A 26,150-nucleotide genomic window follows, 5' to 3' on the forward strand; every position below is an offset into this window, starting at 1 on the left:
GTTCGTCTTCACAAACAACGATGATCATCGGTGGTCGCACCCGTTTCCGTACCGGCCCCCACCAGCAAGATCACGATCTACAGCTGGAGTACTAGGCCGTGTTTTAGGTTCGGCGTTCGGCTTCCTGTGCGCGCCCTGCACGATGATGACCAGGATGTGGGGCGAGGGGATCTTTCTGATGAGCAGTGGTCGGTGCTGGAGTCGTTGCTGCCTGCGGTCGGCATAAGTCGCAGGTGGCCCGGGCTGTCGGCGACTGGTAGACGGTGTGCAGTGGCGGGTTCGGACCGGAGTTCCGTGGCGGGACCTGCCGTTCGAGTACGGACCGTGGCAGACGGTCTATGGACTGTTCCGGAGATGGCAGCGTCGGGGTGTGTGGGCCCGACGGCTGACGTTGTTGCAGGCGAGAGCTGATGCGGCCGGGCTGATCTTCTGGGAGGTCAATGTCGACTCCACCATCTGCCGGGCACACCAGCATGCTGCCGGTGCCCGCCGGAGCGGTACTGTGCAGAAGGAACCGCCAGGCGGAGTCAGCACCGAACCTGAAGACCATGGACTGGGCAGGTCGCGAGGCGGGTTCACCACGAAGGTTCATCTGGCGTGTGAGCAGGGACAGAAGCCGTTGTCGCTGCTGATCACCGCCGGGCAGCGCGGTGACAGTCCGCAGTTCGAGCCGGTCCTGAAGGCGATTGGGGTGCCCCGGCCTGGTGTCGGTCGGCCGAGAAGCCGCCCGCCGCGGGTGCGAGGCGATAAGGCGTACTCTTCACGCGCGAATCGCGCCTACCTGCGCAGACGTGGCATCAGGTGCACGATTCCTGAGCCGGCCGATCAGGTCCGCAACCGCAGACGCCGCGGACGTGGCGGTGGCCGTCCGCCCTTCTTCGACCGCGAGGACTACAAGGCCCGGCACGCGGTCGAATGCGGGATCAGCCGTCTCAAGCAGCACCGGGCCGTGGCGACCCGGTTCGACAAACTTGCGGTTCGGTTCGAGGCGACGGTTCAGGCCGCGGCGATTCATCAGTGGCTGTGAACCCTCAGCCTGCCGTCGTGCGGATGCCACAGCAGGAAAGGACGGCCCTGCGGTTATTGCGGAGGAAGGACGCATTTCCTGGCATTGGCGCGGAGCGATGTGTATGGGGTTGCACCTTCCGTAGCGGCATGTGGTTCGGTGGACATACGTCCCGATGCCTTGAGGAAAGGTCCCTGCTCATGCATTCGTCTTTCATGCCACCCCGTCAGGTCAAGATCGGTGACGCGGCGGCCTTCGTCGGCAGCACGCCACGGGCGATTCGCCATTACCACGAGATCGGGCTGCTCCCCGAGGCGGAGCGGGGCGGCGATGACCGCCGCCGCTACGGGTACGAGGACATGATCCGCTTGCTGTGGATTCGCAAGATGGCCGACGCCGGGATCGCCCTGGACGACATCCGTGACGCCTTTACCACCGGCACGGCTTCCGTCGGTGCGGACAACGGAGAAGGTATCGCGGGCATCCTGGAGCGGTTGGAGGAAACCCTCGCCGAGCAGGAGGCGGAATTGCGGTGGCAACGGACCGCCGTGCAGCGGATGCGCGCCGAAGGCAGCCGGATGGGCCTGCTCTCCGACTTCGTCACCGAACGCCTCAAGAGCCTGCCCGAGGGCTCCCTGCGTCAGGCAGACCTGGACACTCTGCTGGTCACTGAGCGGATCTTCGGCCCGCTCGGCGCGGCCGTCCAGGCCACCCGCTTCGTCGCCCTGGCCACGCATCCCACTCTGCGGGAGGATTCCGACCGAATCGATGACGCCGAGGAGGCACTCGATGACAGCGTCGCCGTCGATGATCCACGTGTGGCTCAAGTGGCCGTCGAGCGGCACGCCTTCGAAAGCGCCCTGCAGGCCGTCATCGAGGAGTCCGGCCTGGGTAAGGACGACGATGCCCTCTTCGACGCCTGGGACACTTTGCACCCTGCCAGCGCCGATGACGGCGAGGACGAGGTCGACCTCAGCTCCGGCAGGCGGGAGGCTGACTCCATGAGCGCGTTCGAAGCCATCGGCAAGATGCCCTACGACTTCTCCCCAGCCCGCCTGCGCTGTATAGAACTGGCGGAAGAACTATCCGCCCAAGACTCACCCGCTACCTAAAACACGGCCTACTGATCTTTTCGCAAGTTCGGTGGGTGTGGTGGTCTTGTCGGTGGGAGGCTGTCGGGGTGTCCTATCGACCTTCGACCTCCGTGTCTGGTTCTTCCGTTCCTCCTTTGTCGCGGCCGCAGTTAGCGGAGGCGCGTCGTGTTCGGGCTGTCGAGTTGTTTGAGGAGGGCGGGTCGAGTGTGGAGATCGCGCGGGTGGTGGGGGTGGGTGCCGAGAGCGTACGGCGGTGGAGGCGTGTGTGGGAGGAAGGCGGTGCCCCGGCCTTGCGGCGGCGCGCGGCCACCGGTCGCCCGCCCAAGCTGGACGACCCGCAGGTGGAGAAGGTGCGGGCGGCGTTGGAGCAGGGCGCCCAGGCCCATGGGTTCGAGGCCGATCTGTGGACCTTGGAGCGAGTCGGCCTGGTCGTCGAGCGGGTGACGGGAGTGTCGCTGTCACGGGCGACGGTCTGGCGGCTGCTGACCGGCCGGTTGGGGTGGAGTCTGCAGCGGCCGGAGCGTCGGGCGGTGGAGCGGGACGAATCCGAGATCGCTCGCTGGGTCGCGCACGAGTGGCCACGCATCAAAAGGGGCGGTGAACACACGTGCCTGGATCGTGTTCCTCGACGAATCAGGCGTCTCTCTGTTGCCTCAAATCCGCCGCACCTACGCACCCCGGGGCCGCACTCCGCTCCTGCGGCACCGGTTGAACTGGAAACGGGCGTCGATGGCTGCGGCCCTCGGCTATCACGCCACCGACCCCGATCGCGGTCCGCGCCTGTGTTTCCACCTCAAGCCCGGCAGCTACGACACCACCGCACTGATCGAGGTTCTGGAGCAGGTCAAGGCGTTCTACGGCGGTGACCGGGTGGTGTTGGTCTGGGACGGACTGTCCGCCCACTGGAGCCGTGCGATGCGTGCCTGGGTCGCCGAACAGGACTGGCTCACCCTCGAGCGACTACCCGCCTACGCGCCGGAGCTGAACCCGGTGGAACTCCTGTGGTCCTCGCTCAAGAAACGCGAACTTGCCAACCTCGCCGGCGACCACCTCGCCGACGTCGCCGATGCCACCGAACAAGGCATCCACCGCATCAACCACAACCAACAGCTGCCGTGGTCATTCCTCGCCCACACCGGTCTGACCATCCACCCACCAAACCCACTGAACTTACGAAAAGATCAGTAGGCCCTGGGAGTACGGCCGTTGGCCCCGGACAGCGAAAGACCCCAGGCCGCCCATCACGCCCGGGATCCTGTCCGACCTCGCGCCGCCGCCGACTCCAGTTCGCGGCGGCGCGGCCTGCTCTCACCAGTCGTCGGGTGCGCTGTCCACCCACGCGATCGGCCGGCCCTTGCTGTTGCGGCCCCGGCGGGCCGGGGCCCGCACCCTGCGGGGCAGGTCAGTGCGTGGTGAAGGCGAGGTTCATGGGTAGCTTCGAGCTGATTCTGAAGCCGGAGGTGACATGGAAGAAGAGTCGCCCATCTTGGTAGACGATCGGTTTCTTCCCGCGCGTGGCCATCTGTGACTGCACGTCTGAGACTGCAAAGCCGTTGGGGAGCCTCAGGAGCAGGTTCTGCCTTCCGTCTGTGGCAGCAAGGTGGAGTACGCCGCTGCCATCCTTCGTGGGGCCGGCGTCGCTGTAGGCGATGAGCCCGTCCTCATCGGTGTGCAGGGGCAGCATTTCCGCGCCGTCGATGCCGTCAACAGTCCACTTGCGCCGACCTGTATCTGCGTCGAACGCCGCGATGTGGTCGCCGCTGATCAGGTTTTCCCTTTTGCTCGCGAGGTAGACGGTGTTGTTCGTGGCCACTACTGCACCGCCGTTGTCCTCGCAGTCGGGAACGTATCCGTCGACCTTGATCATTGTCTTGATCGCGCCGCTCTCGTCGAACGTGTACAGCCTGTTCGCGTCCAGCGATATCCTCTCCTTGCCCTCGTAGGCGGCAACCACCAGCGGATCGGATGAGGCGATCCAAGCCCATCCCACCTTGGTCGGCAGCTTCGCGATCCGGGACGGCTTGCCCGTGCGCGGATCACGCTGCGCCACCTCGAAGCGATCGGCGCAATAGGTCAGGCCTACCAGGGTCTTGCCGCCGAGGTACTCGTCGTAGCCGCAACCCGGGCGGGTCGAGTCCCACACCGTCTTGCCGCTGTCGGCGGCAAAACCCCATGTCCCGTCCGGCCATCCGACTGCGGCAAATTCCTCACTGAGCCGTTTCCAACCCTGACGGGTGGTTGGGCGGGTGACCCCGGCGGCTGGCATGAAGAAAGCTCCTGGTAGACGGGTTCACGACCAAGATCACCAGTCCGCCAGGAGCTTTCGCTTGCTTGTCTACCCGTCTGGCATCGATCTGTCCAGCCGCACCCTGCAACACCTCTCCGGTCTCCTCGCAGGTCACCGCCGTCGCATCGGCTCATGGTGGCGTCGCCTGACGTGCGGCCAGCAGGCCCTGCTCGTCCTGGCCCACCTGCGCTGCGGCGACACCTATGCCCGCTTCGCTGCAGGCTTCCGTATCGGGATCGCGACCGTCTACCGGTACATACGCGGGGCCGTTGACCTCCTGGCCGCCCTCGCGCCCACGCTGGAACAGGCCATGACGACTGTCCGGAGGAAGGCGTACGTGATCCTCGACGGCACCGTGCTGCCGATCGACCGCATCGCCGCGGACCGGCCGTACTACTCCGGGAAGAAGAAGCACCGTGGGATGAACGTGCAGGTCCTCGCCGATCCCGTCGGACGCCTGATCTGGGCCTCGGACGCACTGCCGGGAGCCACCCACGACCTGACCGCGGCGCGGTCCCACGGCATTCCCGCTGCCCTTGCCGCAGACAACATCAAGTGCTGGGCCGACAAGGCGTACCAGGGCGCCGGGCGGGCCATCCGCGTCCCGATCCGTGGCAAGCATCTGCGCGGCTGGCGCCGACGTCACAACCAGGATCATGCGAGGATCCGCAGCCTCGGTGAACGCGCCATGGCGATCCTCAAGTCCTGGCGGCTCCTGCGTAAGCTCCGCTGCAGCACCACCCGGATCACAGCCGTCGTCCGAGCCGTCGTCGCCCTCGAACTCGCCACCTGATCAAGATGGAAGAGGCTCAGTGAACGTGTTCATCCGCCGAGACTCGAGCACCGGCAGGATCTGACCGTTGAGCACTTGAGTGACCGAGCGCACGCTGCTGGCGGCGTAATGACGTTGCCGGGTGAGCCACGTGGAGGCGTAGTGCCCGAAGCGCTGCTTGCCGATCTCACGCTTCAGGTCGGCCTGGGCGCGAGGAGTGGTCCGCTTCTCCTCGTAGACTTTGGTCAGCCGGTCGAGTGCCGACTGTTGTGTCGCGTACCCGGTCTCCTCGCGTTGGCGCCCGGCAGCATCGCGGTAGCGAATGGCGTACGGGTGGGCGCAACGGTTCTGGCGGGCGCAGGCGCAGTTCTTGAAGAAGCTGCCCATTCCGCGGACGAGCTGGGTCGCCAAGTGCACGTCTCCTGACTCATGCTGGGAGTTTGCTGACCAACGGCCTCCGAGCGTGGGCCTGACCTGCGGCCGCGCCAAACTACGGGACGTTGGTCAGCATCCTCACGTGTACCTCCTGGTAAGACGGGCGATGGAACCGGCGGTCCGCGTTTTCCTGGTCAGGACGGATGTGTCCGGTTGTCGGTCTCGGCTTGACGGCCATGACGGCGCCGGGAGGCGGGGCCGATGCCGTGCGGCGGAGCCCGGCGGTCCGATGCTGACACAGCGTCGGCCTTTCCGACCGGCTGTCATGCCAATTGTGGGCGTGCCCCGAGGGGAGTCACGGGAGTGACTCCGGCGCTTCGCGGGCTCCTCGATCGGGATGCGCAGCGTCAGCGCCCCTGCGTCGCAGGCGGCCTGGATCCCCTCCGTGTCGAAGGTGTCTGCCAGGACCATGTGCCGTTCGCGATCTGCTGGGTGAGCCGGTCCAGTTCGCGGAAGGGCCGGTGGGCGTCAGCATCATGAGTCACCTCCAGGACGAGAAGGGGCATTCTCGCCATATGCTTCACATCGGTTGTAATATGTCGTCCAAAGGATGACAAGCGTGATGTCATGCGAACGATGACATGCATGTCGACCGGGAAGGTTGATTCGTGACCGAAGTCGAAGTCGATGACGTGCATGCCGCCGCGGATATCCCCGGCAGCGCCGGTGTACCGGTCTCGCTCCCCGCCGCCACCACTGCGCTGAGCACGGTCGTCGCCGCCGTGCGGCAGGCCTGCACACCCGCAGGTACGGAGCCCGCGGGCTCCGCGCCCGAGCCGGGAGAGGCGCTGGACGCCCTCCTTCTGCTGCGGGACATACGCCGACGGCTCGCGGCCTGGGAGCCGTCCCTCATCGAGCTCGCCCGCGAGGCCGGAGCCAGCTGGGCCGAGATCGCCCACCCGCTCGGCGTCACCAGCCGCCAGGCCGCCGAACGCCGCTACCTGCGCCTGCGCACCGGCCCCCTGGGGACTACCGGCGAACAGCGGGTACAGGCCACCCGCGACCACCGGGCCGCCAACCGCACGGTCGCCGCCTGGGCGCGGGACAACGCGGCGGACCTGCGTCGGCTCGCCGGCCGGGTCACCTCCCTCACCGATTTGCCCGAGCGGGCCCGTGCAGCCGTCGACGAGCTCGACGAGGCCCTCGGCGCCGACGACCCCGCCCGTCTCATCGGGCCGCTCTCCGACGCGCGCCCCCATCTGGAGGACCGCAGCGACCTCGCCGACCGCGTCGACCGACTCGTGCAGCAGATCGAGAACCTGCGCAGGCACAGTGCCAGGCAGCGCCGCGGCGCGAGCGTGCCCGCGGAGCGGCCGGGTCCGGGGGCCATACGGCGGTCGTGAGCCCGCGGGTTCGGCATGCCTGGTCACGCGCCAGGGTGGGGCCACGCGTTCGGCGTGCGCGGTCATGGGGCCGTGGTGAGCCCACGCGGCCGTCCCGCGATCGCATGCGGCGGCCGACGGCCGGTGGGACGCGAGACCGCCACGTCACTCATCGGAACGACTGAGCGGCACATGCGCGCCACGCAGTACGCCCGGACACTTCGTCGAAGCGTTTCAGGACCAGCCGCGCCACATCGGGGTGGGCGCCGAGCGGGGCGGAGGCGAGGCAGCCACCGGCGCGGCCGCGCACAACGGCCGGGCGGCCCATCTGGCCTTCCTCGGGTATTACGGCCTCTGCCTGGTGGTGAATGTGGGCCTTGTACCTGCGACGGTCCGCACGACGCCTGCCGGGGTATGACCGCGCCGGCAGTCCACCGCGCCGGCCGTCCACCGCGACGTCCGTCGCCGGAGGAGCCGCTGTCCGTCGCCGGAGGCCGCCGTCCGATGCCGGAAAAACGCCGTCGCGGCCCTGCCGGGATGAGTATCGGGCCGCTTCGTCCTAGGGTGCGAGCCATGGCAGCGAGTGCAGCTCACCGAGGTGCTGCGGGGTGGGGCGATCACTCTGCCTCCGGCCCCGCCGCCCCCGACCCGCGTCGATGGCAGGCGCTTGCGGTGTGTCTGATCGCGGGGTTCATGACCCTGCTGGACGTGTCCATCGTCAATGTCGCCCTGCCGTCGATCCGGGAAGGGCTCCGTACCCCGGAGTCCGATCTGCAATGGATCCTCTCCGGCTACGCACTCGCCTTCGGCCTGTTCCTGATCCCCGCCGGACGGCTCGGCGACGCGCGGGGGCGCCGGGTGGTGTTCATGGCCGGACTGGCCCTGTTCACCCTGGCGTCGGCGGCCTGCGGAGCCTCCCAGTCCAGCCTGTGGCTGGTCGTCGCCCGACTGGTCCAGGGCCTCGCCGGGGGCATGATCTCGCCCCAGATCTCCGCGTTGATCCAGCAGATGTTCTCCGGTCACGAACGCGGCCGGGCCTTCGGCATGTTCGGTACGGTGGTCGGCATCTCCACCGCCGTCGGCCCGCTGACCGGCGGGCTGCTGATCCAGGCCGCCGGGGCCCACGAGGGCTGGCGCTGGGTGTTCTACGTCAATCTGCCGCTCGGCGCCGTCTGCCTCCTGCTCGCCCGGCGTCTGCTCCCGGACACCCCCTCGGCCGGCCGGGTGCGCCTGCGCGACCTGGACCCTCTCGGGGTCCTGCTGCTCGGTACGGGCGTGCTGGCGCTGCTGCTGCCGTTCGTCCAGGCCCAGCAGTGGCCGGGCGACCGGAAATGGCTGCTGGTCCCGGTGGCCGCCGCGCTGCTCGCCGCCTTCGTCGGCTGGGAGTCCCGGTGCGGCAGGCGCGGCACACAACCCGTCGTCGACCTGTCGCTCTTCCGGGTCCGTTCCTACTGGCTCGGCTGTCTGCTGATCCTGCTGTACTTCTGCGGATTCACCTCGATCTTCTTCCTCACCACGCTCTACCTGCAGAACGGTCTGCACTACTCCGCCCTGCAGGCGGGAATCGCCATCACGCCCTTCGCGCTGGGTTCGGCCGTCGCGGCGGGCCCCGGCGGCCGACTGGTCGGCCGCTTGGGCCGTCCCCTCGTTGTGGCCGGGCTGATCACGGTGACCGTGGGGCTGGCGGGCACCGCGGTCGCCGCGCACCTGGTGCCGGGGCGGGGTGCGGGATGGGCGATGGCGGCCCCGCTGCTCCTGGCCGGGCTGGGCAGCGGGCTGGTCATCTCCCCGAACCAGGCGCTGACCCTCTCCGAAGTGCCGGTGGCAACGGCGGGGAGTGCCGGCGGAACCCTCCAGACCGGCCAGCGCGTCGGGTCGGCGATCGGGATCGCGGCGGTCGGCTCGGTGTTCTTCGCCCAGCTGGGCGGCGACGGGTGGGCCACCGCCTATGACCACGGCCTCGTGGTCGCGGCCGCCTTCATCCTGGCCGCGCTGCTCATCGGGCTGGCCGATGTGTTCGGGGAGCGCCGTGACAAGAGCCATGCACAACGACCCGTCCGAAGTCCGTCCGTAGGAAGAACGCCATGAGGGAGAGCGAGATGAGCGGAACCACCGGCACCAGTACCAACGGCAGGCCCGACGGCAACGCGGCGTACGGGCACAAGACCTTCAAACGTGCCAAGAGCCACTTCGCCGACCGCATCACCGCCGACGGCCGCGACGGCTGGCCCGTCGAGGCCGGCCGCTACCGGCTGGTCGTCAGTCGCGCCTGCCCGTGGGCGAGCCGCGCGCTCGTCTCCCGGCGGCTCCTCGGGCTGGAGGAATCACTCTCACTGGCCGTCGCCGATCCGATCCAGGACGACCGCAGCTGGCGCTTCACCCTCGACGAGGGCGACCGGGACCCGGTGCTCGGCATCCGATACCTCAGCGAGGCGTACCACGCGCGGGAGCGGGACTACTCGGGCGGCGTCAGCGTGCCCGCGATCGTCGACGTGCCCAGCGGCAGACTCGTCACCAACGACTTCCAGCAGATCACGCTGGACTTCGCGACGGAGTGGACCGCGCTGCACCGGCCGGGCGCGCCCGATCTCTACCCCGAAGGGCTGCGTGACGAGATCGACGACGTCATGGACGGCATCTACCGCGATGTGAACAACGGCGTGTACCGCGCGGGCTTCGCGGCGGCGCAGTCCGAGTACGAAGCCGCGTACACGGACGTGTTCCGCCGCCTGGACCTGGTGTCCGGGCGTCTCGCGGACCGGCGCTACCTCGTTGGTGAGTCCCTCACCGAGGCCGACATCAGGCTTTTCACCACGCTGGTGCGCTTCGACGCCGTCTACCACGGGCACTTCAAGTGCAACCGCTCGAAGCTGGCCGAGGACCGGGTCCTGTGGGCGTACGCAAGGGACCTGTACCAGACGCCCGGATTCGGTGACACGGTCGACTTCCACCACATCAAGCAGCACTACTACCGGGTCCACACCGGCATCAATCCCACCGGCATCGTGCCCGTCGGCCCCGGCCTGTCGGGCTGGCTGACCCCGCACCACCGGGAAGAGCTGGGCGGACGCCCGTTCGGGGACGGCACCCCGCCGGGGCCGGTGCCGTCCGGAGAGGTGGTCCCGCCGTCGGGGCGCCCCTGAAGCGGGCCGCTCCGAAGGCCCTCGCCGGAGCGGGGGCAGGGCACTGTCGAGTCGCCTGCGATCACGAGATATCTTGATGTCAAGCAATGTCGCAGACGTGGAGCGGAGCAGAGGGTGACTGACTCGACCATCATCTATACACACACCGACGAGGCCCCGGCCCTGGCGACGTATTCGTTCTTGCCCGTCGTCCAGGCGTACGCCTCGACGGCCGGGGTCAATGTCGAGAGCCGTGACATCTCTCTGGCCGGACGCATCATCGCCGGCTTCCCCGAGCGTCTCCAGGAGAGCCAGCGCATCGACGACGCGCTCGCCGAGCTCGGTGCGCTGGCCAAGACGCCCGAGGCCAACATCATCAAGCTGCCGAACATCTCGGCCTCGATCCCGCAGCTGAAGGCTGCCATCGCCGAGCTCCAGGCGCAGGGCTACGCGCTGCCGGACTACCCGGACGACCCGCAGACCGATGAGGACAAGGACGTCCGCGCGCGCTACGACAAGGTCAAGGGCAGCGCCGTGAACCCCGTGCTGCGCGAGGGCAACTCCGACCGCCGGGCCCCCGCCTCGGTCAAGAACTACGCCAAGACGCACCCGCACCGCATGGGCGCGTGGTCGGCCGACTCGAAGACGAACGTCGCCACCATGGGCGTCGACGACTTCCGCTCCACCGAGAAGTCCACGGTCATCGCCGAGGCCGGTACGCTGCGCATCGAGCTCGCCGGTGACGACGGCAGCACCACCGTTCTGCGTGAGTCGGTGCCGGTGCTCGCGGGCGAGGTCGTCGACGCGGCGGTCATGCGCGTCGCGGCCCTGCGCGAGTTCTTCACCGCGCAGGTCGCCCGCGCCAAGGCCGAGGGCGTGCTGTTCTCCGTCCACCTCAAGGCCACCATGATGAAGGTCTCCGACCCGATCATCTTCGGCCACGTGGTCCGCGCCTTCTTCCCGAACACCTTCGCCAAGTACGGCGACGTGCTCGTAGCGGCCGGTCTCTCCCCGAACGACGGTCTCGGCGCCATCCTCAACGGCCTGGACTCGGTGCCGCACGTGGGCGCCGAGATCAAGGCGTCCTTCGAGGCCGAGCTCGCCGAGGGCCCCGCGCTGGCCATGGTCGACTCCGACAAGGGCATCACCAACCTGCACGTACCGAGCGATGTCATCGTCGACGCCTCCATGCCGGCCATGATCCGCACCTCCGGCCACATGTGGGGCCCGGACGGCCAGGAGGCCGACACCCTCGCGGTGCTGCCGGACAGCAGCTACGCGGGCGTCTACCAGGTCGTCATCGACGACTGCCGCGCCCATGGTGCCTTCGACCCGTCGACCATGGGCTCGGTGCCGAACGTCGGTCTGATGGCCCAGAAGGCCGAGGAGTATGGCAGCCACGACAAGACCTTCGAGATCCCCACCACCGGTACGGTGCGGGTCGTCGACGGAAGTGGCGACGTCGTGCTGGAGCAGGCCGTGGGCGCGGGCGACATCTTCCGCATGTGCCAGGCCAAGGACCTGCCGATCCAGGACTGGGTCAAGCTCGCCGTCACCCGCGCCCGCGCCACGGGCGCCCCGGCCGTGTTCTGGCTCGACGAGGACCGTGCCCACGACGCGCAGCTGATCGCCAAGGTCAGGACGTACCTCGCCGACCACGACACCGACGGCCTGCAGATCGAGATCATGTCGCCGGTGAAGGCGACCGCGTTCTCGCTGGAGCGCATCCGCCGCGGCGAGGACACGATCTCGGTCACCGGCAACGTGCTGCGCGATTACCTGACCGACCTGTTCCCGATCCTCGAGCTGGGCACGAGCGCGAAGATGCTCTCCGTCGTCCCGCTCATGAACGGCGGCGGACTGTTCGAGACCGGTGCTGGCGGCTCCGCGCCCAAGCACGTTCAGCAGCTCGTCAAGGAGAACTACCTGCGCTGGGACAGCCTGGGCGAGTTCTTCGCGCTCGCTGCCAGCTTCGAGCACCTGGCGAAGACCACGGGCAACGCGCGTGCCCAGGTCCTCGCGGACACCCTCGACCGCGCGACCGGCACCTTCCTCAACGAGGACAAGTCGCCGAGCCGCAAGCTGGGTGGCATCGACAACCGCGGCAGCCACTTCTACCTGGCCCTCTACTGGGCCCAGGAGCTGGCGCGGCAGACCGACGACGCGCAGCTCGCGCAGGCGTTCGCCGGACTCGCCAAGACGCTGGAGGAGCAGGAGCAGACCATCGTCGACGAGCTGATCGCGGTGCAGGGCTCGCCGGCCGAGATCGGCGGCTACTACCAGCCCGACCCGGCCAAGGCCGCGGCCGTCATGCGTCCGTCGGCGACGTTCACGCAGGCCGTCGCGAGCCTGGGCTGACGAGACCGTTTCCGGGGCGCAACCAGGCGTCGCCTCGCCCCTCCCGCCCCGGCCGGCATCATGCCCGGCCGGGGCGGTCGCGTGTTCCGGGACGGAACCGTAGCGGTCCGCCCGGCCGACGCCGGATGTTCTCCGTGCAATTCGTGTACGACGAGCCGCCGCGACGGTAGGTTCGAACGAACGGATCGACTGCTCTTCGTGGAGGAGGGACCGTGCTGACGGGCAAGAACGCCGTGGTCACCGGAGGAGCGCGGGGCATCGGCCGCGCGATTGTCGAGCGCCTGTGCCGTGACGGGGCACATGTGGTCTTCAACTACGCCACCCGCGACGACGCGGCCGAGGAAGTCGTCCGCACCGTGCGGGACAACGGCGGAGCGGCCTCGGCCCTCCGTATCGACCTCGCGGACCCGGACGGGGCCCAGCGGCTGATGGAAGCCGCCGAGGAGTGCCTCGGCGGACTCGACATCCTGGTGAACAACGCCGCGCTGTGCCCCACCCCGTCCCTCATCGTGGACACCGCCCCGGAAGTATTCGACAAGGTGATGGCGGTCAACACCAGAGCGGTCTTCCTGACGATCCGTCACGCCGCGGAGCGGATGCGCGACGGCGGCCGCATCGTGAACATCTCCACGGCGAACACCGTGCGGCCGGGGCCCGGCATCTCCGCGTACGCGGCCGGCAAGGGAGCGGTCGAGCAGCTCACCGCCATCGCCGCCCGCGAGCTCGGGGCGCGTGGGATCACGGTCAACACCGTCTCGCCCGGCGCGACCGACACCGAGCTGCTGCGCGGCGCCAACCCGCCGGAGGCGCTCGACGCGGTCGTCGGCATGACCCCCCTCGGCCGATTGGGTGAACCCGCGGATGTGGGTGATGTGGTCGCCTTCCTCGCCGGCCACGACGGCCGTTGGATCACCGGTCAGAACGTGCGCGCGACGGGCGGACTCGCCTGAAGGACGGCCGTGGCGTCCGGGCCGGTCGCCGATCCGGACGTCCACCGGTCTTCCCGCCAACAGCGCTGTCCAGTAAGGGAGTTCATTCTGCCCCCGAGATGGTGTCGCGAGTCGGCGGCGTGAACCCTCGCACGCCCGTGGCCGGTTGGGCGGGCCGGAATTCCGTACCCCGTGCCCAGGACTCCGTCGCCGTCCGTCATCTCCGCGCGCGAAACGCCGTGTGGACATCGGCCGGGTGCGGGCGGGCGCGGGTCCGGCCCCGAGGACGTCCTGACGAGTGAAAGTCACGCGACGGCGGGCGCAGGGCCGCGCGGAGTGGCCCCGCTGCTGATTTGCTGCACCTGGAATCTGGCGTGACGCGCGGGGGCCGGCCGGTCGGCACCGGGCCGAGGCGGCGCCCCTGTCGGGTGCGCAGTCCGCCCGCGCATGACAATCGAAGGAGCGTCCCAGTGACGACGACGGGCACACCAGGGGCAGCCGACGCGGAGGAGGCGTACGCGAACGAGCTTCCGGTACACGCCAAGGAACCGGGAAATGTCGTCATCAAGTGGCTGACGACCACCGACCACAAGACGATCGGCTCGCTCTACCTGGTCACGTCGTTCGCGTTCTTCGTCGTCGGCGGTGTGCTGGCCCTGGTCATGCGCGCGGAGCTGGCCCGGCCCGGGATCCAGATCCTCTCGCCCGAGCAGTTCAACCAGGCGTTCACGATCCACGGGACGATCATGCTGCTGATGTTCGCGACGCCGCTGTTCGCCGGCTTCACGAACTGGATCATGCCGTTGCAGATCGGCGCACCCGACGTGGCGTTCCCGCGGCTGAACATGTTCGCGTACTGGCTGTACCTCTTCGGCTCGTTGATCGTCGTGGCCGGCTTCCTCACCCCGCAGGGCGCCGCCGACTTCGGCTGGTTCGCCTACTCCCCGCTGACCGACGCGGTCCGCTCGCCGGGCATCGGCAGCGACATGTGGATCATGGGTCTGGTCTTCTCCGGCTTCGGCACGATCCTCGGCTCGGTCAACTTCATCACCACCATCATCGGCCTGCGCGCCCCCGGCATGACGATGTTCCGCATGCCGATCTTCGTCTGGAACGTCCTGCTGACCGCTGTGCTCGTGCTGCTGGCCTTCCCGGTCCTCGCTGCGGCCCTCCTGGTGCTGGAGGCGGACCGGAAGTTCGGGGCGCACGTCTTCGACCCGGCCAACGGCGGCGCGCTGCTCTGGCAGCACCTCTTCTGGTTCTTCGGCCACCCGGAGGTGTACATCATCGCTCTGCCGTTCTTCGGGATCGTCAGTGAGATCATTCCGGTCTTCAGCCGCAAGCCGATCTTCGGCTACATCGGCCTGATCAGTGCGACGATCGCGATCGCGGGCCTCTCTGCGACCGTGTGGGCGCACCACATGTACGTCACCGGGGGTGTGCTGTTGCCGTTCTTCTCGTTCATGACCTTCCTCATCGCGGTACCGACCGGTGTGAAGTTCTTCAACTGGATCGGCACGATGTGGAAGGGATCGCTGTCCTTCGAGACACCGATGCTCTGGTCGATCGGCTTCCTGGTCACCTTCCTCTTCGGTGGTCTGACCGGTGTGATCCTGGCGTCGCCGCCGCTGGACTTCCAGGTCTCGGACTCGTACTTCGTCGTCGCGCACTTCCACTACGTCGTCTTCGGCACCGTGGTCTTCGCGATGTTCGCGGGATTCCACTTCTGGTGGCCGAAGTTCACCGGCAAGATGCTGGACGAGCGGCTCGGTAAGATCACGTTCTGGACGCTGTTCGTGGGCTTCCACGGCACGTTCCTGGTCCAGCACTGGCTGGGTGTCGAGGGCATGCCGCGCCGCTACGCGGACTACCTCGCCGCGGACGGCTTCACCGCGCTCAACACCATCTCGACGATCTCCTCGTTCCTGCTCGGTCTGTCGATGCTGCCGTTCCTCTACAACGTGTGGAAGACCGCCAGATACGGCAGCGACATCGAGGTCGACGACCCGTGGGGCTACGGCCGTTCGCTGGAGTGGGCGACCTCCTGCCCGCCGCCGCGGCACAACTTCCTCACCCTGCCGCGGATCCGTTCCGAATCCCCGGCGTTCGACCTGCACCACCCCTCGGTGCGGGGCCTCGAAGAAGCCCTCAGCAGCCCTGGCACCGGGACGACACGGACCCCGGGGGACCCACGGGCGTGAGCACAGCGGCACCAGGAGAGGAGGAGCGCGTGGATCCGGACAAGGAAACCGCCCGCGGTCTGGCACAGCTGGAGGGCTATCTGCTGTGGAGCGCCGCGGTCGAGGAGGCCCGGCGACAGGCGGACCGCTTCACCGACGAGCTTCCCTGGCTCACCACGGCACAGCGCGAGGACGTGCGGCGGGTCTACACCGCGGACCGCGTCGCCGCGTCGCGGACCATGTTCCGCCGCGTCCGTGCCCGTGCCGCCGAGCTGCGCGGTGAATACGACGCACGCTACCGCAGGCTGAGGGCGCGCTGTGTGGCCGTCGTCGTCGTGCTCGTCGGCGCGGTCGTCGGCGCCTGCACGGCCGTCTCTCTTCTGGTCCGCTGACCCGGGTGGTGTCGTCCGTCCGCCGCCCCCAACAGGCGAACTCGGGCGCGGCTCGTAAGGATGAGGGAGGACGGGCGCGTGCGACGGGGCAGGCGAACGGACGACCGTGCAGGCCCGAGAAGGGACGAATAGCGTGGCACGACCCAGGATCCTTGTTGTCGGCGCCGGATTCGCCGGGGTGGAATGCGTACGCCGCCTGGAGCGCGGGCTCATCCCGGGCGAGGCGGAGATCGCGCTCGTCGCACCGTACTCGTACCAGCTCTATCTGCCCCTGCTGCCCCAAGTGGCGGCAGGTGTGCTCACTCCGCAGTCAGTCGCGGTGTCGCTGCGCCGCAGTCGCAAGCACCGCACCCGGATCATCCCGGGCGGAGCCATCGGAGTGGATCCCAAGGCGAAGATCTGTGTCATTCGCAAGATCACCGACGAGGTCGTCTACGAGCCCTACGACTACATCGTGCTCAGCCCCGGGAGCGTCACCCGTACCTTCGACATCCCCGGCCTGCTCGACAACGCCCGGGGAATGAAGACCCTGGCCGAGGCGGCCTTCGTACGTGACCACGTGATCGCTCAGCTCGACCTCGCGGACGCCAGCCACGACGAGAACGAGCGGGCTTCGCGCCTGCAGTTCGTGGTGGTCGGCGGTGGATACGCGGGCACCGAAACGGCCGCCTGTCTGCAGCGCCTCACCACCAACGCGCTCAGGCACTATCCGCGGCTCGACCCGAAGCTGATCAAGTGGCATCTCATCGACATCGCCCCGAAGCTGATGCCCGAACTGGGGGACAAGCTCGGCCGGAGCGCCCTGGAGGTGCTGCGCGCACGCGGCATAGAGGTGTCGCTCGGCGTGTCCGTCGCCGAGGCCGGACCGGAGAAGGTCACCTTCACCGACGGCCGGGTGGTGCCCTGCCGCACCCTGATCTGGACGGCGGGGGTCACCGCGAGTCCCCTGGTCTCCACCTTCGACGCGGAGACGGTACGCGGCCGGCTGGCGGTGACGCCCGAGATGACTCTGCCGGGCTTCGACGGCATTTTCGCCCTCGGCGACGCCGCGGCCGTACCGGACCTGAGCAAGGGCGACGGGGCGGTCTGCCCGCCCACCGCGCAGCACGCCATGCGCCAGGGGCGCAGGCTCGCCGGCAACCTCATCGCCACACTGCGGCACCAGCCGCTGAAGCCGTACGTCCACAAGGACCTCGGCCTCGTCGTGGACCTCGGCGGAAAGGACGCGGTCTCCAAGCCGATCGGCTTGGAGATGCACGGAATCGCCGCACAGGCCGTTGCCCGCGGCTACCACTGGTCGGCGCTGCGCACCAATGTGGCCAAGGCACGGGTCATGACCAACTGGATGCTCAACGCCATCGCGGGCGACGACTTCGTACGCACCGGATTCCAGGCCCGCAATCCGGCGAAGCTGCGCGACTTCGAGCACACGGACTCCTACCTCACCCCGGCACAGGTCCGCGAGCACACCTCCTCGCTGCACACCGGCACCTGACCGCGTACCGTCCGGAAGGGGACGCGGCGTACGGCTCGAAGGAAGCCGGTCCCGGCCCGCGCCCCCGGCCGGGATCAGCCGTTGCTCTCGTGCCCGGCGGTCAGCGCCGGGTCACGCTCCACCACCGGTTCCAGGATGTCGTCGATGCTCTTCAGCAGCTCCGCGTCGAGGGTCACACCTGACGCCCCGGCATTCTCCGTCACCTGCTCGGGCCGGGAGGCGCCGATGATCGCGGCGGAGACGTTGGGGTTCTGCAGCACCCAGGCGACCGCGAGCCGGGCGAGACTCAGACCGGCCTGGTCGGCGAGCGGACGCAACTGCTGGACGCGTTCCAGCACGTCGTCGCGGAGCCAGCCGGCGACCATGCTCGCACCGCCCTTGTCGTCCGTCGCCCGGGAGCCCGCCGGGAGCGGCGCACCGGGCTTGTACTTGCCCGTCAGGGCGCCCTGGGCCACCGGCGACCAGACGATCTGACCCATGCCCAGCTCCTCCGACGCGGGTACCACCTCGGCCTCGATGACCCGCCACAGCGCCGAGTACTGCGGCTGGTTGGAGACCAGCGGGACGTGCAGTTCGCGGGCCAGTCCGTGTCCGGCGCGGAGCTGGTCGGCCGTCCATTCCGAAACACCGATGTACAGGGCCTTGCCGGAGCGGACGACGTCGGCGAATGCCTCCATGGTCTCCTCCAGCGGTGTCGAGTGGTCGTAGCGGTGCGCCTGGTACAGGTCCACGTAATCCGTCTGCAGACGGCGCAGCGAGTTGTCGATGGACTCCATGATGTGCTTGCGGCCGAGCCCCCGGTCGTTGTGCCCCGGACCGGTCGGGAAGTACACCTTGGTGAACACCTCGACCCCTTCGCGGCGCTCATTCCTGAGCGCCCGGCCCAGGACGGCTTCGGCCCGCGTCTCGGCGTAGACGTCCGCCGTGTCGAAGGTGGTGATCCCGGCATCGAGCGCGGCGCGGATGCAGGCGATCGCGGCGTCCTCCTCCACCTGGGAGCCGTGGGTGAGCCAGTTTCCGTAGGCGATCTCACTGATGGTCAGACCGCTGCGGCCGAGTCGGCGGAACTCCATGTGCCTGCTCTCCCTGTGCTCGTGGGGACGGATCACGCGTGGACGGCCCATGCTATTGCGCCGTCCGGCAGCCCTCGGGCAGGCTCAGGCATCCGGAACGGTGCGGTGGACCGTACGGAGGAAGGCCGCGTTGTCCGGAGTGCGCCGGATCCGGTCCAGCAGCGTTTCGAGAGCCGTCTTCGGATCCCGGGAGTGCAGGACGCGACGCAGTCCGCGCACCGTACGCAACTCGTCGCCGGCCAGCAGGAGTTCATCGCGCCGGGTGCCCGACGCAGGGATGTTGACGGCCGGGTAGGTGCGCCTGTCGGCCAATGTGCGGTCGAGCCGGAGTTCCATGTTGCCGGTGCTCTTCAGCTCTTCGAAGAAGTAGTCGTCGGCGCGTGAGCCGGTCTCCACCAGCGCGGTGGCCAGGATGGTGAGGGAGCCCCCCTCCTCGGCGAGGCGTGCGGCGCCGAAGAGCCGCTTGGGGCCGAGCAGGGCGGAGGCGTCGACGCCACCGCTCAGGGTGCGTCCGCCCGCGGCGGAGGCGTTGTTGTGGGCACGGCACAGCCGGGTGAGGGAGTCCAGCAGGACGACGACGTCCTGGCCCTGCTCGACCAGGCGCTTGGCGCGTTCGACCGCGAGTTCGGCGAGCGCGATGTGTTCCTTCGCGGGCCGGTCGAACGTCGAGGCGAGCACCTCGCCCCGCACGGATCGGCGCATGTCCGTGACTTCCTCGGGGCGTTCGTCGAGCAGCACCACCATCAGATGGCACTCGGGGTGGTTGGCGGCGATGGCCGCGGCGACCTGCTGGAGCAGCACCGTCTTGCCCGTCCTGGGTGGTGCGACGACGAGTCCTCGCTGCCCCTTGCCGATCGGCGAGACCAGGTCGACGAGGCGGGTCGCCGGACCGCCCGAGGGCGTTTCCAGGCGCAGTCGTTGCCGGGGATGGAGCGGGGTCAGGTCACGGAAATGGGGCCGGCCGCGCAGCGCCTGCGGGGAGCGGCCGTTGACCCGTACGACCCCGGCCAGAGTGCGGGGCCGGTCGCAGGAGCCCTCGACGACATCGCCCTTGCGCAGGCCGTGGCGGCGGATCAGCGTGGCGGGGACCCGCACGTCGTCGGGGCAGGGGTGGTCGGCCCGGATGTGCAGGGTGCCGTGCCCCTGATGCGTGATGTCGAGGAGACCTGCTGCGGTCTCTGCGGGCAACTCCCGCTGGACGATGGGGTGTTCGAGAGTGCTGGTCATATGAGTGGTCCTTTCGCGGACATGCGAATGAAGGGCCCGGACGGCACGGGGACGGAAGACATCACGCCCCGTACGACGGGTGGCAGAGCCCGGACAGAGAAAGCGGCGCCCGTACCGGACTGGAAGAAATGGTGCGCAAGAGCAGGATCGCCGGTCACGGAAGGACGGGCGTGGAAGCTCTGTGAGAAGAGATCGGCACCGGCGCCCCGTATCGAGGCGGACACATGTGCCATCTGCAATGTACCACGGTGCGCGCTCACCGGGGCGGCGACGGACCGGATATCCGGTTGCCGCGCCGCTCGCGGAGTGGTGTGGTTCTCCGGGCCTGTCGGCCCCTCAGTCATTCTGACCGGCGCCCTCGGCGCGGAGGAGACATCTTGTCGATACGCATCACCGCCCTGACCGACCCCGACCGTGCCGGCGCGAGTCACCGACTGGTGTGGCTGGCGTCCGACCCCGGGGGAAACCCCGTGGGCTCCGCGTTCCTGCGCGTCTTCGCCCGCGAGGGCCAGAACCACCTGGCGGAACTGGACCTCCACGTCCACCCGGCGGAGCGTCGGGGCGGCATCGGTTCACAGTTGCTGGACGTCGCGGTCGCGGCCGCCCGCGACGAGGGCCGACGCAGCGTCATCGCGCAGGTCGAGGCCGGATCCGCCGGTGATCACTTCCTGCGGGCCAAAGGACTGCGGAAGGTCCTGACCCTGAGGTACGCCCGTCTCTCGCTGGAGAAGGCCGATGCCGCCGCCCTCCGTAAAATCGTCGGGCGGCCGCACCCGGGCTACCACCTGGTGTCCTGGGACGGCACCGTCCCGGACGACCTCGCCGCGACCTTCGCCGCGTCGCGCCGCGCCATGGACGACATGCCGATGGGCGACACCGACTACGGCACGGTGGTCTGGGACGTGGACCGGGTCCGGGCCGCGGCCGCGGCCGTCGCGGCCCGCGGCGAGCTGCTCCACACCGTCGCCGCGGTCGAGGCGTCCACGTCCACGATCGTGAGCTTCACCGAACTGGTCGTCCCGGGCGACGGGACGGGGGATGGTCGGCACTACGGCACCGGGGTCCTCCCCGAACACCGGGGGCACGGCCTCGCACGGTGGATGAAGGCGCTGTCCGTCCTGCGGGCACGCGAGCTCCATCCGGGCCTCGGCGGACTGCTGGCGGACACCGCGGACGGCAATACGCACATGCGTAGCATCAACGACGCGCTGGGATACGAGCCGACGCACCAGTCCGTCCAGTACCAACTCGATCTCTAGAGGGTGTCGTCCGGTGGATCGGAGCGAGGCCCGGCCTACCGGACGATACAGCCGCCTCACCCTTCAGTGCGTTCCGCCACCGGGTGCGTGCCCCGGAAGGCCCCCAGGATCTGCTCGGCCGCCAACGTGGCGGTCAACTCGCCGTCCCGTACGCGCTGTTCCAGCGCCGGTGCGAGCGCGCGAACCTCCGGATGGGCGCGCAGATGCTCCAGCAGCTCGTCCCGCACCATCGTCCAGGTCCAGTCGACCTGCTGGTCACGTCGCTTCGCCGCGAGCCGTCCGGTCGAATCGAGCAGCGTACGGTGCTGCTCCAGACGCTCCCACAGGGTGTCGAGGCCGGTCGACTCACGGGCGCTGCAGGTGAGGACCGGGGGCGTCCAGGCAGCGTCCACCGGATGCATCAGCCGCAGTGCGCCCGCCAGTTCGCGCGCGGCCGCGCGGGCGTCGCGCTCGTGCGGGCCGTCCGCCTTGTTGACCGCGATGGCGTCCGCCAGCTCCAGGACGCCCTTCTTGATGCCCTGGAGCTGATCGCCGGTACGGGCCAGCGTCAGCAGCAGGAACGTGTCGACCATATTGGCCACCGCCGTCTCCGACTGGCCGACGCCGACCGTCTCCACCAGCACCACGTCATAGCCCGCGGCCTCCATGACCACGACGGACTCCCGGGTCGCCTTGGCCACCCCGCCGAGCGTCCCCGCGGTGGGGGAGGGGCGTACGAACGCCGCGGGGTCCACCGCGAGGCGCTCCATCCTGGTCTTGTCGCCCAGGATGGAGCCGCCGGTACGGCTGGAGGAGGGGTCGACGGCCAGCACCGCGACCCGGTGGCCGAGCCCGGTGAGCATCGTGCCGAGCGCGTCGATGAACGTGGACTTCCCGACCCCCGGCACGCCGCTGATACCGATGCGCCGGGCGTTGCCGGAATGCGGGAGCAGCTCGCGCAGCAACTGCTGGGCCAGTGACCGGTGATCGGGGCGGGTGGACTCGACGAGAGTGATGGCGCGCGCGATGTACGCCCGCTTCCCGTCGAGCACGCCCTTCGCGTAGCTGTCGATGTCGATCTTCGGAGCCATCGGGTCAGCGGCTCACAGCTCGTGGCCGAGCGCGGCACCGAGCCGCGTCACCAGGTCGTATGCGGCATCCGGAATCACCGTGCCGGGCGGGAACACGGCCGCCGCCCCGGCCTCGTGCAGCGCCTCGACGTCCTGTGGCGGAATCACCCCGCCCACCACGACCATGATGTCGTCGCGGCCCTCGGCGGCCAGCTCCTCGCGGAGCGCCGGGACGAGGGTGAGGTGACCCGCGGCCAGCGAGGAGACGCCCACGATGTGCACGTCCGCCTCCACCGCCTGCCGAGCCACCTCGGCCGGCGTCTGGAACAGCGGGCCGACGTCGACGTCGAAGCCCAGGTCGGCGAAGGCCGTCGAGATCACCTTCTGCCCCCGGTCGTGGCCGTCCTGTCCCATCTTGGCGACCAGGATGCGCGGACGGCGCCCCTCGGCCTCCTCGAACCGGTCCACCAGCGCCCGGGTACGGTCCACGGAAGGGGATTCACCTGCTTCGTTGCGGTACACACCGGAGATCGTACGGATCTGGCCCGCATGCCTCCCATACACCTTCTCCAGGGCGTCCGAGATCTCGCCCACGGTCGCCATCGCGCGTGCGGCGTCGACGGCCAGTGCCAGCAGATTGCCTTCGAGACCGGGGCCGGGGGCCCGCTCGGCCGCCGCGGTCAGTGCGCGCAGCGCGGCCCGGCAGGCCGATTCGTCGCGCTCCTCGCGCAGTCGGCGCAGCTTCTCGACCTGCTGGGCGCGCACCGAGGAGTTGTCGACCTTGAGCACATCGATCTGCTCGTCGGTCTCCACCCGGTACTTGTTGACCCCGATCACCGGCTGACGCCCGGAGTCGATCCGCGCCTGGGTACGGGCCGCGGCCTCCTCGACCCGGAGCTTCGGGATGCCCGCGTCGATGGCCTGGGCCATGCCGCCCGCCGCTTCGACCTCCTGGATGTGCTGCCAGGCCCGGCGCGCCAGGTCGTACGTCAGCCGTTCCACGTACGCGCTGCCGCCCCACGGGTCGATGACCCGGCCGGTGCCCGACTCCTGCTGGAGCAGCAGCTGGGTGTTCCGGGCGATCCGTGCCGAGAAGTCCGTCGGCAGGGCGAGGGCCTCGTCGAGCGCGTTGGTGTGCAGCGACTGGGTGTGCCCCTGGGTGGCGGCCATCGCCTCCACACACGTCCGGGTGACGTTGTTGAACACGTCCTGTGCGGTCAGTGACCACCCCGATGTCTGCGAATGGGTGCGCAGGGAAAGCGACTTGGCGTTCTTCGGCTCGAACTCTCCGACGAGCTTGGCCCACAGCAGCCGGGCCGCCCGCAACTTCGCGATCTCCATGAAGAAGTTCATGCCGATCGCCCAGAAGAACGAGAGCCGCGGCGCGAACGCGTCCACGTCGAGACCGGCCTGCCGCCCCGCCCGCAGATACTCCACCCCGTCCGCCAGGGTGTACGCCAGCTCCAGATCGGCGGTCGCACCCGCCTCCTGGATGTGATAGCCGGAGATGGAGATCGAGTTGTAGCGTGGCATCTTCTGCGAGGTGTACGCGAAGATGTCGGAGATGATCCGCATCGAGGGCTTCGGCGGATAGATGTACGTGTTGCGGACCATGAACTCCTTCAGAATGTCGTTCTGAATGGTCCCGGCCAGCTTCTCGGGCCCGACGCCCTGTTCCTCGGCGGCCACGATGTACAGCGCGAGCACGGGGAGCACCGCGCCGTTCATCGTCATCGACACCGACATCCGGTCCAGCGGGATGCCGTCGAAGAGCCGGCGCATGTCGTAGATCGAGTCGATCGCCACACCCGCCATGCCGACGTCGCCCGTCACCCGCGGATGGTCGCTGTCGTAGCCGCGGTGGGTCGGCAGGTCGAAGGCGACGGAGAGGCCCTTCTGTCCGGCCGCGAGGTTGCGGCGGTAGAAGGCGTTGGACTCCTCGGCGGTGGAGAACCCGGCGTACTGCCGGATCGTCCAGGGCTGGTTGACGTACATGGTCGGGTACGGCCCCCGCAGATACGGGGCGATGCCCGGATACGTACCGAGGAAGTCGAGCCCCTCCAGGTCACGCCCGGTGTACAGCGGCTTGACGGCGATGCCTTCCGGCGTCTCCCACAGGAGATCGCCGTCGGAACTGCCGGAGGACTCCTTCACCGAGGCGCGCCACTGGTCCTCGGACACCTCGGCGGCATCGCCCGGTCCGAGTTCGATGCCGGAGAAGTCAGGGATACGCATCACGCCACACCCATACGGTCGAGAAGGGAAGAGAGCACGGCCACCACATCGGAGCCCGCGAAGACGTACTCGTCGATACCGGTGTACTCGGCGGGCCGGCCCGCGAGGAACACCCGTTGCGCGCCGGCCGAGCCCAGTGCCTCGGCGACCGCCCCGGCCTGCTCGGCGTAGAGCGTGTCGCTGGAGCAGAGGCACGCCACGGTGGCCCCGCTGGACTCGAACGCTCCGGCGGCCGTCGTCGCGTCGACCGAGACCGGGTCGTGGACCGGTTCGATGCCGCCCGCCTGGAACAGATTCGAGGCGAACGACGCCCGCGCGGTGTGGGCCGAGGCCGGACCCAGCGCGGCGAGGAACACCCGCGGCCGCTGTCCGGTCGCCGCGAGATGGGCATCCGACCGGGCGCGCAGCTCCTCGAACGCCTCGTCACGACGGACCCTGGGCAGACCGCCCGATGCCGCGGCGGGGGCCGCCTCGCGCTCCACGGGACGTTCCGCCAGCTGCGGGAACTCGCTGACCCCGGTGACCGGCTCCTTGCGCCGTGCCAGATCCTTGCGGCGCGCCGCCCAGGTGGCCGCGAGACGCTCACCGATCATTCCCGAGCGCAGGGCGGCCGCCTGGCCGCCCGACCGCTCGATCTCCTGGAAGAACGCCCAGGCGGAGGCGGCGAGTTCGGCGGTGAGGCGCTCCACGTACCAGGAGCCGCCCGCCGGGTCGATGACCCGGGCCAGATGTGACTCCTCCAGCAGGATCGTCGACGTGTTGCGGGCGATGCGCCGGGCGAACGCGTCCGGCAGTCCCAGGGCGTGATCGAACGGCAGCACGGTGACGGAGTCGGCCCCGCCGACACCCGCGCCCAGACACGCCAGTGTCGTCCGCAGCATGTTCACCCAGGGGTCGCGCCGCGTCATCATCACCGAGGACGTCACCGCCTGCTGTCGCTGCGCCCCGGCGTCGGCGGCCCCGCACACCTCGGCGACCCGGGCCCACAGCCGCCGCGCGGCCCGCAGCTTCGCGATGGTCAGGAACTGATCTGCCGTCGCCGCGTACCGGAACTCCAGCTGCCCACAAGCCTCCTCGACCGTGAGCCCGGCCTCCGTCAGCGCCCGCAGATAGGCGACTGCGGTGGCCAGCGAAGCGCCCAGCTCCTCGGCGGCGGAGCCACCGGCCTCGTGGTACGGCAGGGCGTCGACGGTCAGTGCCCGCAACCCGGGAAACTCCCGGGCGCACCGCCGGGCCCAGTGGACCGCCGCCGTCGGATCGGGCCCGTCACCGCTGCGGGCAGCCTGCCCGAGCGGGTCGGCGCCGAGATTGCCGCGGGCGGCCTGCGCGTCGACACCCCGCTCCGCGTAGAGACGGAGCAACTCCGCCGCGGCGACATCGAGTTCACCGCCCGCGTCGAGCACCACGGGGGCCAGATCCAGGTAGACACCGTCCAGTGCCGCCGCCAGAGCGGTCACCGGGACACCGCCGGTGCCGCCCACGGTCAGCCACAGCGAGGTGACGCCGTTCTCCAGATCGGCGAGGACCGCCTCGTTCAGGCGGGCGGCATCCGGCAGGGCGTGCCGCTGCCGGACGTCCCAGCCGCCCGCCGCATTGCCCTCGGCCTTGCCGCCGCGGGTGAAGGGGGCGAAGCCCGGATATCCGGCATCGGGCGCGGTGTCGCGCGAGGTGTAGAGGGGGCGGGTGATGAGCCCGTCCTCCACCGTGGTGGACAGCGCTTCCTCGGCGGCCGGACCCGCAACATCCTTGCCCGACTTGCGCAGCACGCCTTCGACCAGGCTTTGCCACTGCTCATGGGCGGGGTGAGGGAATTCGGCGGCCAACGAAAGCCCGTCGGCAGGCAGGACCGTCATGCCCAGATGCTAGGTCAGGTCCCGGATGAGCAGCAGAGGCTCCGTCTGTGACCTTGCACTCT

At 69.3% G+C, this 26,150-nt stretch carries 20 protein-coding genes and 1 pseudogene; 14 read left to right on the forward strand and 7 right to left on the reverse strand.

Annotated elements, in window-relative coordinates; genetic code table 11:
• The first annotated feature begins 156 nt into the window (after window positions 1–156).
• From ACF08M_RS30795 to ACF08M_RS30810, 4 genes and pseudogenes are all read left to right on the forward strand, one after another.
• Window positions 157–1,027, forward strand: a protein-coding gene (locus tag ACF08M_RS30795) for an IS5 family transposase (RefSeq protein ID WP_392188607.1) whose coding sequence is annotated in 2 segments (ribosomal slippage) — window positions 157–237 and window positions 239–1,027 — 870 coding nt in all. Because the reading frame shifts where the segments join, the coding sequence is not laid out codon by codon here.
• Window positions 1,028–1,206: 179 nt separating this feature from the next.
• A complete protein-coding gene (locus ACF08M_RS30800; protein ID WP_392188540.1) occupies window positions 1,207–2,118 on the forward strand; it encodes a MerR family transcriptional regulator in 912 nt (303 codons plus the stop codon).
• A gap of 92 nt (window positions 2,119–2,210) precedes the next feature.
• Window positions 2,211–2,657 (forward strand): annotated as a pseudogene (locus ACF08M_RS30805) (winged helix-turn-helix domain-containing protein); the annotation flags it as partial.
• A 40-nt stretch (window positions 2,658–2,697) separates the two neighbouring features.
• The gene (locus ACF08M_RS30810) at window positions 2,698–3,288 is read left to right on the forward strand and encodes an IS630 family transposase (protein WP_392188541.1); all 591 of its coding nucleotides are present in this window, start codon (window positions 2,698–2,700) and stop codon (window positions 3,286–3,288) included.
• A gap of 214 nt (window positions 3,289–3,502) precedes the next feature.
• On the opposite strand, the gene ACF08M_RS30815 is transcribed toward ACF08M_RS30810, so the two are convergent.
• Window positions 3,503–4,366 carry a hypothetical protein gene (locus ACF08M_RS30815; RefSeq protein WP_392188542.1) on the reverse strand — a complete coding sequence of 288 codons (864 nt, stop codon included), beginning with the start codon at window positions 4,364–4,366 and terminating at the stop codon, window positions 3,503–3,505.
• Window positions 4,367–4,427: 61 nt separating this feature from the next.
• Here ACF08M_RS30815 and ACF08M_RS30820 point away from each other — a divergent pair, with 61 nt between their 5' ends.
• The gene (locus ACF08M_RS30820) at window positions 4,428–5,180 is read left to right on the forward strand and encodes a transposase family protein (RefSeq protein ID WP_392188543.1); all 753 of its coding nucleotides are present in this window, start codon (window positions 4,428–4,430) and stop codon (window positions 5,178–5,180) included.
• On the opposite strand, the gene ACF08M_RS30825 is transcribed toward ACF08M_RS30820, so the two are convergent.
• A complete protein-coding gene (locus ACF08M_RS30825; protein ID WP_392188544.1) occupies window positions 5,181–5,570 on the reverse strand; it encodes a hypothetical protein in 390 nt (129 codons plus the stop codon).
• A gap of 632 nt (window positions 5,571–6,202) precedes the next feature.
• Between ACF08M_RS30825 and ACF08M_RS30830 the strand changes: the two genes are divergently transcribed.
• From ACF08M_RS30830 to ACF08M_RS30865, 8 genes are all read left to right on the forward strand, one after another.
• On the forward strand, window positions 6,203–6,937 hold the full coding sequence (locus ACF08M_RS30830) for a type III effector protein (protein WP_392188545.1): 735 nt from the start codon (window positions 6,203–6,205) through the stop codon (window positions 6,935–6,937).
• Window positions 6,938–7,489: 552 nt separating this feature from the next.
• On the forward strand, window positions 7,490–9,004 hold the full coding sequence (locus ACF08M_RS30835; protein ID WP_392188546.1) for an MFS transporter: 1,515 nt from the start codon (window positions 7,490–7,492) through the stop codon (window positions 9,002–9,004).
• A gap of 11 nt (window positions 9,005–9,015) precedes the next feature.
• On the forward strand, window positions 9,016–10,059 hold the full coding sequence (locus ACF08M_RS30840) for a glutathione S-transferase family protein (protein WP_392188547.1): 1,044 nt from the start codon (window positions 9,016–9,018) through the stop codon (window positions 10,057–10,059).
• A gap of 114 nt (window positions 10,060–10,173) precedes the next feature.
• The gene (locus ACF08M_RS30845) at window positions 10,174–12,396 is read left to right on the forward strand and encodes an NADP-dependent isocitrate dehydrogenase (RefSeq protein ID WP_392188548.1); all 2,223 of its coding nucleotides are present in this window, start codon (window positions 10,174–10,176) and stop codon (window positions 12,394–12,396) included.
• Between the two features lie 212 nt (window positions 12,397–12,608).
• Complete coding sequence (locus ACF08M_RS30850; RefSeq protein WP_392188549.1) at window positions 12,609–13,346, forward strand: SDR family oxidoreductase; 738 nt, start codon at window positions 12,609–12,611, stop codon at window positions 13,344–13,346.
• A gap of 449 nt (window positions 13,347–13,795) precedes the next feature.
• Window positions 13,796–15,526 carry a cytochrome c oxidase subunit I gene (gene ctaD, locus ACF08M_RS30855; RefSeq protein WP_392188550.1) on the forward strand — a complete coding sequence of 577 codons (1,731 nt, stop codon included), beginning with the start codon at window positions 13,796–13,798 and terminating at the stop codon, window positions 15,524–15,526.
• 29 nt (window positions 15,527–15,555) lie between these two features.
• Window positions 15,556–15,897, forward strand: a complete 342-nt coding sequence (locus tag ACF08M_RS30860; RefSeq protein WP_392188551.1) for a hypothetical protein — start codon at window positions 15,556–15,558, stop codon at window positions 15,895–15,897.
• Window positions 15,898–16,030: 133 nt separating this feature from the next.
• On the forward strand, window positions 16,031–17,392 hold the full coding sequence (locus tag ACF08M_RS30865) for an NAD(P)/FAD-dependent oxidoreductase (protein WP_392188552.1): 1,362 nt from the start codon (window positions 16,031–16,033) through the stop codon (window positions 17,390–17,392).
• 74 nt (window positions 17,393–17,466) lie between these two features.
• Here ACF08M_RS30865 and ACF08M_RS30870 read toward each other — a convergent pair whose 3' ends face one another.
• Window positions 17,467–18,465 carry an aldo/keto reductase family protein gene (locus ACF08M_RS30870; protein ID WP_392188553.1) on the reverse strand — a complete coding sequence of 333 codons (999 nt, stop codon included), beginning with the start codon at window positions 18,463–18,465 and terminating at the stop codon, window positions 17,467–17,469.
• An 84-nt stretch (window positions 18,466–18,549) separates the two neighbouring features.
• Window positions 18,550–19,692 (reverse strand): transcription termination factor Rho, encoded by a 1,143-nt coding sequence (gene rho / locus ACF08M_RS30875; protein WP_392188554.1) that lies wholly within the window; start codon window positions 19,690–19,692, stop codon window positions 18,550–18,552.
• 377 nt (window positions 19,693–20,069) lie between these two features.
• Between rho and ACF08M_RS30880 the strand changes: the two genes are divergently transcribed.
• Window positions 20,070–20,951, forward strand: coding sequence for a GNAT family N-acetyltransferase (locus ACF08M_RS30880; RefSeq protein ID WP_392188555.1), 882 nt, complete (start codon window positions 20,070–20,072; stop codon window positions 20,949–20,951).
• Window positions 20,952–21,007: 56 nt separating this feature from the next.
• Here the strand turns inward: ACF08M_RS30880 and meaB are convergent, their stop codons facing one another.
• The 3 genes from meaB to mutA are packed head-to-tail and all read right to left on the reverse strand — an operon-like array spanning window position 21,008 to window position 26,088.
• Window positions 21,008–22,021 (reverse strand): methylmalonyl Co-A mutase-associated GTPase MeaB, encoded by a 1,014-nt coding sequence (meaB, locus tag ACF08M_RS30885; protein WP_392188556.1) that lies wholly within the window; start codon window positions 22,019–22,021, stop codon window positions 21,008–21,010.
• Window positions 22,022–22,033: 12 nt separating this feature from the next.
• Window positions 22,034–24,235, reverse strand: a complete 2,202-nt coding sequence (gene scpA / locus ACF08M_RS30890) for a methylmalonyl-CoA mutase (protein WP_392188557.1) — start codon at window positions 24,233–24,235, stop codon at window positions 22,034–22,036.
• Window positions 24,235–26,088: a methylmalonyl-CoA mutase small subunit gene (mutA, locus tag ACF08M_RS30895; RefSeq protein ID WP_392188558.1), complete on the reverse strand. Its 1,854-nt coding sequence runs from the start codon at window positions 26,086–26,088 to the stop codon at window positions 24,235–24,237. The genes scpA and mutA overlap by 1 nt, the downstream gene beginning before the upstream one ends.
• Between the last annotated feature and the right edge of the window lie 62 nt (window positions 26,089–26,150).

It is taken from the genome of Streptomyces sp. NPDC015032 (genome assembly GCF_043080425.1).
Classification (GTDB): Bacteria; Actinomycetota; Actinomycetes; order Streptomycetales; family Streptomycetaceae; genus Streptomyces.

Bases quoted from the DNA above. Each gene is read 5' to 3' on its own strand.
- ACF08M_RS30800 (WP_392188540.1), top strand. From the start codon at position 1,207: ATGCATTCGTCTTTCATGCCACCCCGTCAGGTCAAGATCGGTGACGCG.
- ACF08M_RS30815 (WP_392188542.1), bottom strand. From the start codon at position 4,366: ATGCCAGCCGCCGGGGTCACCCGCCCAACCACCCGTCAGGGTTGGAAA.
- ACF08M_RS30835 (WP_392188546.1), top strand. From the start codon at position 7,490: ATGGCAGCGAGTGCAGCTCACCGAGGTGCTGCGGGGTGGGGCGATCAC.
- ACF08M_RS30840 (WP_392188547.1), top strand. From the start codon at position 9,016: ATGAGCGGAACCACCGGCACCAGTACCAACGGCAGGCCCGACGGCAAC.
- ACF08M_RS30870 (WP_392188553.1), bottom strand. From the start codon at position 18,465: ATGGAGTTCCGCCGACTCGGCCGCAGCGGTCTGACCATCAGTGAGATC.
- rho (WP_392188554.1), bottom strand. From the start codon at position 19,692: ATGACCAGCACTCTCGAACACCCCATCGTCCAGCGGGAGTTGCCCGCA.
- meaB (WP_392188556.1), bottom strand. From the start codon at position 22,021: ATGGCTCCGAAGATCGACATCGACAGCTACGCGAAGGGCGTGCTCGAC.
- scpA (WP_392188557.1), bottom strand. From the start codon at position 24,235: ATGCGTATCCCTGACTTCTCCGGCATCGAACTCGGACCGGGCGATGCC.
- mutA (WP_392188558.1), bottom strand. From the start codon at position 26,088: ATGACGGTCCTGCCTGCCGACGGGCTTTCGTTGGCCGCCGAATTCCCT.